An 8,163-nucleotide genomic window follows, 5' to 3' on the forward strand; every position below is an offset into this window, starting at 1 on the left:
TCTTTTTTTGTTATAATTAATATAATAAAAAAGATAAAGGAGATTAAAATGACTTTAGATGTGGTGAAAACAAAAATAGGAGATATAAATATCACTCAAATTATCGAAATTGAGATTGGAGAAACAATTCAACATTTCATTAGTCAAGCAACGCTAGAAGAAATAAAAAAAATTAAGTGGTTAGATTACCCTTATGTAAACGGAGATGGAACTTTAAATGGTATATCCCAAGCCTTCATCATTGAAAAAAATGATAGACTAACAGTAGTAGATACCTGTATTGGAAATGATAAAAAACGAATCGACTTCCCACATTGGAATGAATTACACCTAGATTTTTTAAGTACTCTTGAAGAAAATAGTATTGATAGGTATAAAGTTACTGACGTCCTATGTACTCATTTACATTTAGATCATGTTGGCTGGAATACAATGAAGACATCAGAAGGCTGGCTTCCTACTTTTCCGAATGCAAAATATCATTTTGGTCGTAAAGAATATGAATTTTGGACTAGTAAAGAAGGTATAGGCTCTATTGGTGAGGGTCAGGAAGAAGCTGTGAAAGATTCAGTTTTTCCCGTTTTAGATGCTGGTCTTGTAAATTTTTTAGATGAAGATGCTGATTTAGGAGATGGTATAAAAGTTATTTCAACGCCAGGTCACACACCAGGACATAATAGTATTATATTTGAAACCGGAGCAAAAGATTTTATAATAACTGGAGATTGTATCCATCATCCTTGCCAATTTGCAAATCTACACTGGTCTATGAAAGCTGATAATAATGCTGAAGTAGGTGTAAAGACAAGGAGAGAATTTGCAGATAAGTTCTCTAATGAAAAATATATTGTTGCTGGTACTCATTTTTCAGTTCCTTCAATTGGTAATTTAATCAAAAAAGGAGAAAATTTTGAATTTCATCCAATTGATAAAGAATAGAAGATTTGTGTAGGGTGATTTTAATTTTCCTCTCTTTTTTCTTGACAAAATGAATGAATAATTATATTATTCATTCATGGAAAACATAAAAGAGAAAATACTGAATAGTGCAATTGAGAAATTTAAGATTAATGGGTATAAACAAACAAACATACAGCAAATTTGCAAAGACGCTGATATCGCAACTGGATCATTCTACAAGTATTATTCTTCTAAGGAAGAAATATACTTTGATTCCTATAGAAAAGAAAACGAGAGAGTAAAAGAGAATATATTGTCAACAATTAATTTTGATGAGACTCCCATTGAATTGATTTACATGATTATTTCAAAAATATTTGAAGAAACTCATGAAAACCGATTATTAAACGAGTGGTCATGTTCAAAATACTTAAGGGAAAAGTTACAATCTCAATATGATTTAATTATTAAAGATTCAGTTGCATATAAGACTTTTAAAGAATTAATTGATTACTGGGATGAAAAACGACTGTTAAATGAGAAAGTAGGAAAAGAAGAAGCAATTGAAATGTTTAATGCTATTTCAATTTTAGATTTACATCAGAATGAAATACAAACATCTAATTATCAAAAATTATTAAAAAATATGTTTACTGCATTATTAAGTTTAATTTTGAAACAATAGAAAGGTCTCAAATAAATGAAAATTCTAGCTTCTATATTACTAGTTCTAGGTTTATTAACTGGTATTTTTGCAACACAAGTCGGGCAACCTTTTGAGCAAAACTGGCTTTCTCTAGTGATAGGTGCTTTAATATTTATTATTATAGCTTTGTATCTTTTGAAATTACCCTTTTATTTGCTTGCTATCTTGCTAATATTATTATTTATTTCAGCTGTTTTATTTATATTTTCTATGGCAGATACTCCAATCTTAATAAAAATAGCTTTTGTATTTTTAACACTTTCTATTATCCTTTTATTGATCAAATATATTAAGAGAAAGTTTTAAGTATTTAAATGAATTAATTTAAACTATTTATGAGCGTGAAGTTTATCAATCCTTCATGTTTTTTGATGTTCTTTTTTCTTGTATATAAAAAAATACCAAAAATAAATTGGCATAGACCAATTTATTTTGGTATAATAACTGTAAAGGCTTACAAAAAGTCGAAGTTTACTTATTAATTAAATAAAAAAGAGGTCTTAAAATGGGAAAATTAGGTATTTCAATATATCCAGAACGTTCAACCTTTGAAGCTGATAAAGCATATTTGGATTTAGCTCATAAATATGGATTCAAACGAGTATTTACGTCTCTTCTTGAAATTGAAGGCGATAAAGATAGTGTACTCGCTAACTTCAGAAAACCTATTGATTATGCAAATAGCTTAGGTATGGAAGTTATGGTTGATATTAATCCAGCCCTTTTTGAACAACTAGGTGTATCTTATGACGATCTTTCATTCTTTGATGAAATGGGAGCATATGGTGTTCGTCTTGACCTTGGTTTTACAGGTGCTGAGGAAGCTAAAATGACTCGTAACCCATATGGTATCAAGATTGAAATTAACATGAGCACAGGTACTAACTACGTTGATAATATCATGTCATTTTCACCAAATACTGATAACTTACTTGGCAGTCACAATTTCTATCCAATGCGTTATTCAGGCTTAGGACTTGACCACTTTATTTACTGTACTAAGAAATTCAATAAATATAACTTAAATACTATGGCCTTTGTTAATTCTCACGATGCAACATTTGGACCATGGCCACATAATGATGGTCTTGCTAGTCTTGAAATTCACCGTGATTTAGAACTTGCAACTCAAGTTAAACATATGAAACTATTAGGTGGTATTGACGATATTTCAATTGGTAATGCTTATGCAAGTGAAGTAGAATTAAAAGCAATGTCTGAAGCTTTCTTCTCAACTAAACCAACTCTTAAGGTTGTAACTGGAGAAAACATTACAGATAATGAAAAAGTTTGTCTGTTTGAAAGTCAACACTCATATCGCGGAGATAAAAGTGACTATATTCTACGTAGCACAATGACTCGTGTTTGGTATAAAGATAGAGAGTTCCCAGCACATGATACAAATGATATCAAGCGTGGTGACATCCTAATTGGTAATGTGAATTTTGGACAATACAAGGGTGAAACTCAAATCGCTTTACAAGAGATGCCTAACACAGGAAGTATTAATGTTGTTGGTCGCATTTCTGATGATGAACTATTCCTCCTAGATTACCTCAAACCTTGGGGAGACTTCCAATTTGAAGAGGTAAAATAAGTTATATTTTTAGGCAAAGATACGTATTCTAGCACTTTGAGTACGTATTTTTTTATTTATGCTAATTTCTAGTTTTCAATTAAAATATTGCTGTGGGAAAAAAAGGAGAATATATACGGAAAATTTAAATCAATTAAAACTTCGTTAGTGTGCAGATGGTAAAGTAGAAATATTAGATGCAAGTTTAAGTAATTAAAAACCTTGAAAAAATTTTTCAAAAATATAGGACAACCAAATTAGAAGTGAGTAACAATTAACAACTGTTGAATGCATTAGAAATTTTAAATTGTTTAATATATGCCTTGGACTAAACTGTATTAGTTTTAGTTAATGAACATTAATAACGGAATTGAAATTCTTAGTAGTGTGACACTTCTTTATAAATTTGAACATATTTAAGTTTAAAATAGATAAAATAAAATATTTTTGAATTATATTACGTATTCTAGCACTAGAATGCGTGTTTTTATATTGTTATATGCTATAATATCAAGTATAGTGGGGGGATTGTGCATATGAGATAATTACTTGCTATAACAAATATCAAGGGGAATATAATGATTAACAAAATCCAAAAGCCTGTTACTCTCTTGATGTTACTTTTAATGCTACCTTTTACTTCAATAGGAGAAGTTGTAGCCTTGACAGTAGATCAGAGTAATAAGAATGATGTGGTTCTCTTGGATGAGAACCAAAAAGAGGCTAAGGAAGTAACTACCGATGAAACGGGAACAGTTGACTTCTATGCTGGAGTGACTAATGGCGACACTTTGAGGCTAACGACCAACCAACCAGTCGAACTCTCAATAGTGGATACAGGCCTAACTATCACCCAAATTGCCCAAACAACCTATGATCTTTCGTGGACAAAAGTTGGAAGTAATACTTCAAAGGTGAAATTAAAAATCCTTGGAGATTCGGATATAGAACTTAAACTAGCGAGCAAGGACAATGAAAGTACAAAGACGCTTTTAATCCAAAAAGCACTTGCAGTTGCTGAGAAAACAGAAGAATCAACTCCATTGAGTGAATCTTCAAAAGACGAAGAAACAACACCTTTAACTTCAGTTGTTGAAACTAAAGAAACTATCAATGAAAGTGAAGTGAGCAATGAGGATTTGAAAAGTGATGACTCAAGTGATTTATCTGATGTAATATCATCAATAATTGAGCCATCTAGTGCATCTAGCAGTAGCGAAGCTTCAAGTCCATCATCTTCATCAAGTCAAGAACAAAGTTCAGCTGTTCCTGAAGTAAAATCAAGTACCAAAGACATATTACCTTCAAAATCAATTGTTGAAACAGCTAAGCCAAAAATAAAGGTATCCAATGCTAAACTTGCACTGGCAGCAACAAATTTTGATGCGGCACAATATGTAACCAATGTGGACATGTTGGCTGGAGGAGTTAATCCAAATGGTAAGACTTATCCTGACTCACAGTCTTTTCAATTGAAATATCAAATGAATTTTGGTAATGGAAATAATATTGATACTACACAGCCGTATATCATGAATTTACCAACCTTATTTTCAAAATTTGAAACCACTCGTCCAATTCGTATTGAGATGGAAGATGGAACTTTTATTGGTGAAGTCACAATTCAAAATGGAAAAATAAATATTCAATTTAATGATAATGTCAAGTCTTATAATAATGTTAAAATAAATTTTTCATTTTGGTCTGGTGCAGATAAAAGTAAAATTGACTATACAAATGGAAATGATATTTCTTTCTCATTAAATGATGGGACTACCAAGGGTTACCATGTGAATTTTTCTAAAACTTCAAGTAGTGGTTCTTCAGGACAGAGTGCTATAGCCAAAAATATTGCACCATACAATACGAATGCAGATGAAACTGAGATAACATGGAGAATAACAGTCAATAAAGGTGGATATCTTGTAAATGATTCATACTTATATGATGTAGTTAAAAATCTACAGGAGTATATCCCGGGTTCTATGAATATAACTTATAGAAATGGTGATGGTAAAACTTTAAGACAAGAAAAAGTCAATCCAGTTTTCATACAACAGCCAGATGGTTCAAGGGTAATGAGTTTTCATTTTGGTAAGTTGACTCCCAATAAGAAAAATACCCCAACTGGTGAAACATATGATCCTACATCTCTTTCAGCAGTTTATATAACATATAATACTAAACTAATTTACAATGATGCTCCACAATTTAATGACTCAACCAAGCAACAAAGATGGCCTAATACTGCATATTCTTACGATGGTGATCCAAATAATTCTGAAAACCCAGGAGTTTTAATTGACTCAAGTGCTGCATCTGCTGGATGGCGTGGACAAGAAGGCGGAGGAACAGGAGATCGTTTAATCAATATACTGGGTACAAAAGTTTGGAATGATGGTGAAAATCAAGATGGTAAAAGACCAGATAGTCTTCAAGTAGTACTTTATCGCAATGATTCGGTATATCGTAGAGTAGATGTTCAGCCTGACAAGAAAACGGATAATACTTGGAATTATAGATTTGACAATATTCCGTATTCAGATGGTGATGGGAATGTATATACTTATACTGTTAAAGAAGAGAACGTACCTGACGGATATTCTGAAGACGTAACAAATCCAGCACCAAATCCAATTTATGATGCTAGCAACAAAGATAAAGATGGATATAAGATTATAAATTCATATACTCCTAAATTAACGCAAGTTAAAGTTTTGAAAAAGTGGGATGATAACAGTAACCAAAATAATACTCGTCCTGATTCAATTACTTTAAATTTATTTGCTAATGGTGAGCCTGCACTTGATAAGGATGGGGAAAAAATTTCACAAAAAATAAGTGCTCCTCAAGGTGATCACAAATCAGATACTTGGGCATACACATTTGAGAACTTGCCTAAAAACAAAGATGGGAAAACAATTGAATATACGGTATCTGAAAGTGAAGTAGCAGGGTATAAATCTGATATTTCTCTTGATAGTGAAGAGGATGGTAAATTTAATTACACAATTACAAATACACAGTCTACGACACTAGTAGAAGGTCAAAAAATATGGGATGATAGTTCAAATCAAGATGGTAAACGTCCTGCTTCTATAACAATTCAACTTTTGGCCAATGGTATAGAAGCTAAAGATTCTGATGGCAATCTTATTACAAAAGAAGTGAAATCTTCTGATTCTGACACTTGGAACTTCGAATTTAAAGATTTACCTAAATATTATAATTCTGAAATAGTAGATCCGACACTACCTATTACACCCATAATGTATACATTTAAAGAAGTAAATGTACCCGATGGATATAGTAGCAAAGTTAGCGATGATGGGAAAAAAATCACAAATAGTCGTATGCCAGAAATAACTGATATTTCAGCAAAAAAAGTATGGAATGATAAGGATGACATAGCTGGTTTCAGACCTGAAAGTATTGAATTTCAACTTTATAAGCAAGTTGAAGGTGATGAAAAAGTAGCTGTAGGCACTCCTCAAACTACTACAAAAAATGACTGGAATACTGAGTGGAGATCTTTACCTAAATATGAAAAAGGGAAAGTAATTACATACAGTGTAGAAGAATTAAATGTACCAGAAAAATATAAATCATCAATTGAAACTGATAAAGATAATCCTAATAACTTCATAGTTACAAATAGTTATGTTCCAGAAACTATTAATATTTCAGTTAAAAAAGTATGGGATGATAAGGATGATACAGCTGGACTTAGACCAGAAAAAGTTGAATTCCAGCTCTATAAGCAAGTTGAGGGTGATGAAAAAGTAGCAGTGGGCTCTCCTTTAACTGCAACAAAAGATGACTGGAGTGCCGATTGGAAGTCTTTATCTAAGTATGAAAAAGGTAAACAAGTTTCATACAGTATAGAAGAATTAAATGTACCAGAAAAATATAAATCATCAATTGAAACTGATAAAGATAATCCTAATAACTTTATAGTTACAAATAGTTATGTCCCAGAAACAGTATCTATTAAAGGTATAAAAGTATGGGAAGATAAAAATAATCAAGATGGTAAACGTCCTGAAAGTATTATGCTTAATCTATTAGCAAATGGTCAACCAGCTCTTGATAAAGATGGAAAAGAAATCATTCAAAAAATAGTTGCTCCTGAGAATAATGCTAATTCAAATGAATGGTTATATAGTTTCGATAATCTTCCTATGTATAAAAAGGGAAGCGAAATTAAATATTCTGTCGATGAAGTGAACATCCCAGAAGGGTATACAAAAGAAGTGGATGACTCGGATAAAGCAAATATAATTATTACTAATTCACATATCCCTGAGCAGACTTCAATTATAGTTAATAAATTCTGGGAAGATGAGGATAATCAAGACCATATTCGTCCTTTGTCAATTCAAGTTAAACTTTTTGCTAATGATAAGGATACTGGGGTAGTTAAAACGATTATTCCAGATGCTACTGGAAATTGGACGACAACTTTTGATAATTTAGATAAAAAAGAATCTGGTTTGGATATCAGGTATTCTCTTGAAGAAGTAGTTCCAGAAGGTTATGAAAGTAAAATAAACGGGACTATTATTACTAATATACATAAACCTACAACTGTGAAAATTAGAGCGGAAAAAGTTTGGGATGACGAAGATGATAAAGATAACATTCGTCCAGAAAGTGTTCAATTTCAACTTTATAGGGTAGGTACAGATGGTAAAAAAACAACTGTTGGTGATCCTGTTACATTAAGCAATTCTACTGAATGGACTAATCTCCCGGAAAAAGAAAATGGAACTAAAATCAAATATGAAGTTGAAGAAGTCTCTGTTAAAGAAGGATATACTTCATCGGCAAAAGAAGTTAGTGATGGTGTTTGGGTGGTAACAAACTCACACAAACCTACTCCTCCAATAGTTCCTACTACAACAAGTAGCAAGCCAAGTACTTCAAGTGAAGAAGAAACAAGTTCAACTACAATAAGTAGCAAACCAAGTACTTCAAGTGA

5 protein-coding genes and 1 pseudogene are annotated in these 8,163 nt (G+C 31.7%); all 6 read left to right on the forward strand.

The annotated features are described in order from the left end of the window. Positions 1-48: 48 nt before the first annotated feature. Positions 49-939 carry an MBL fold metallo-hydrolase gene (locus BG261_RS03520; RefSeq protein WP_070791805.1) on the forward strand — a complete coding sequence of 297 codons (891 nt, stop codon included), beginning with the start codon at positions 49-51 and terminating at the stop codon, positions 937-939. A 76-nt stretch (positions 940-1,015) separates the two neighbouring features. Next, positions 1,016-1,156: pseudogene (locus tag BG261_RS11745) on the forward strand (TetR/AcrR family transcriptional regulator); the annotation flags it as partial. Positions 1,157-1,213: 57 nt separating this feature from the next. Continuing rightward, entirely contained in the window at positions 1,214-1,585 is a 372-nt protein-coding gene (locus BG261_RS03525; RefSeq protein ID WP_233278892.1) for a hypothetical protein, read from the forward strand. A gap of 15 nt (positions 1,586-1,600) precedes the next feature. Next, complete coding sequence (locus tag BG261_RS03530; protein ID WP_070791807.1) at positions 1,601-1,912, forward strand: hypothetical protein; 312 nt, start codon at positions 1,601-1,603, stop codon at positions 1,910-1,912. A 199-nt stretch (positions 1,913-2,111) separates the two neighbouring features. After that, on the forward strand, positions 2,112-3,203 hold the full coding sequence (locus BG261_RS03535) for a DUF871 domain-containing protein (protein ID WP_070791808.1): 1,092 nt from the start codon (positions 2,112-2,114) through the stop codon (positions 3,201-3,203). A 557-nt stretch (positions 3,204-3,760) separates the two neighbouring features. After that, on the forward strand, positions 3,761-8,163 hold a 4,403-nt coding region (locus BG261_RS03540), incomplete at its 3' end, for a Cna B-type domain-containing protein (RefSeq protein ID WP_083318259.1).

Origin of the sequence: Floricoccus tropicus, from assembly GCF_001832905.1 — a bacterium.
In the GTDB taxonomy this organism is placed as follows: Bacteria; Bacillota; Bacilli; order Lactobacillales; family Streptococcaceae; genus Floricoccus; species Floricoccus tropicus.

Coding starts and splice junctions, on each gene's coding strand:
- BG261_RS03530 (WP_070791807.1), top strand. CDS start 1,601: ATGAAAATTCTAGCTTCTATATTACTAGTTCTAGGTTTATTAACTGGT.
- BG261_RS03520 (WP_070791805.1), top strand. CDS start 49: ATGACTTTAGATGTGGTGAAAACAAAAATAGGAGATATAAATATCACT.
- BG261_RS03535 (WP_070791808.1), top strand. CDS start 2,112: ATGGGAAAATTAGGTATTTCAATATATCCAGAACGTTCAACCTTTGAA.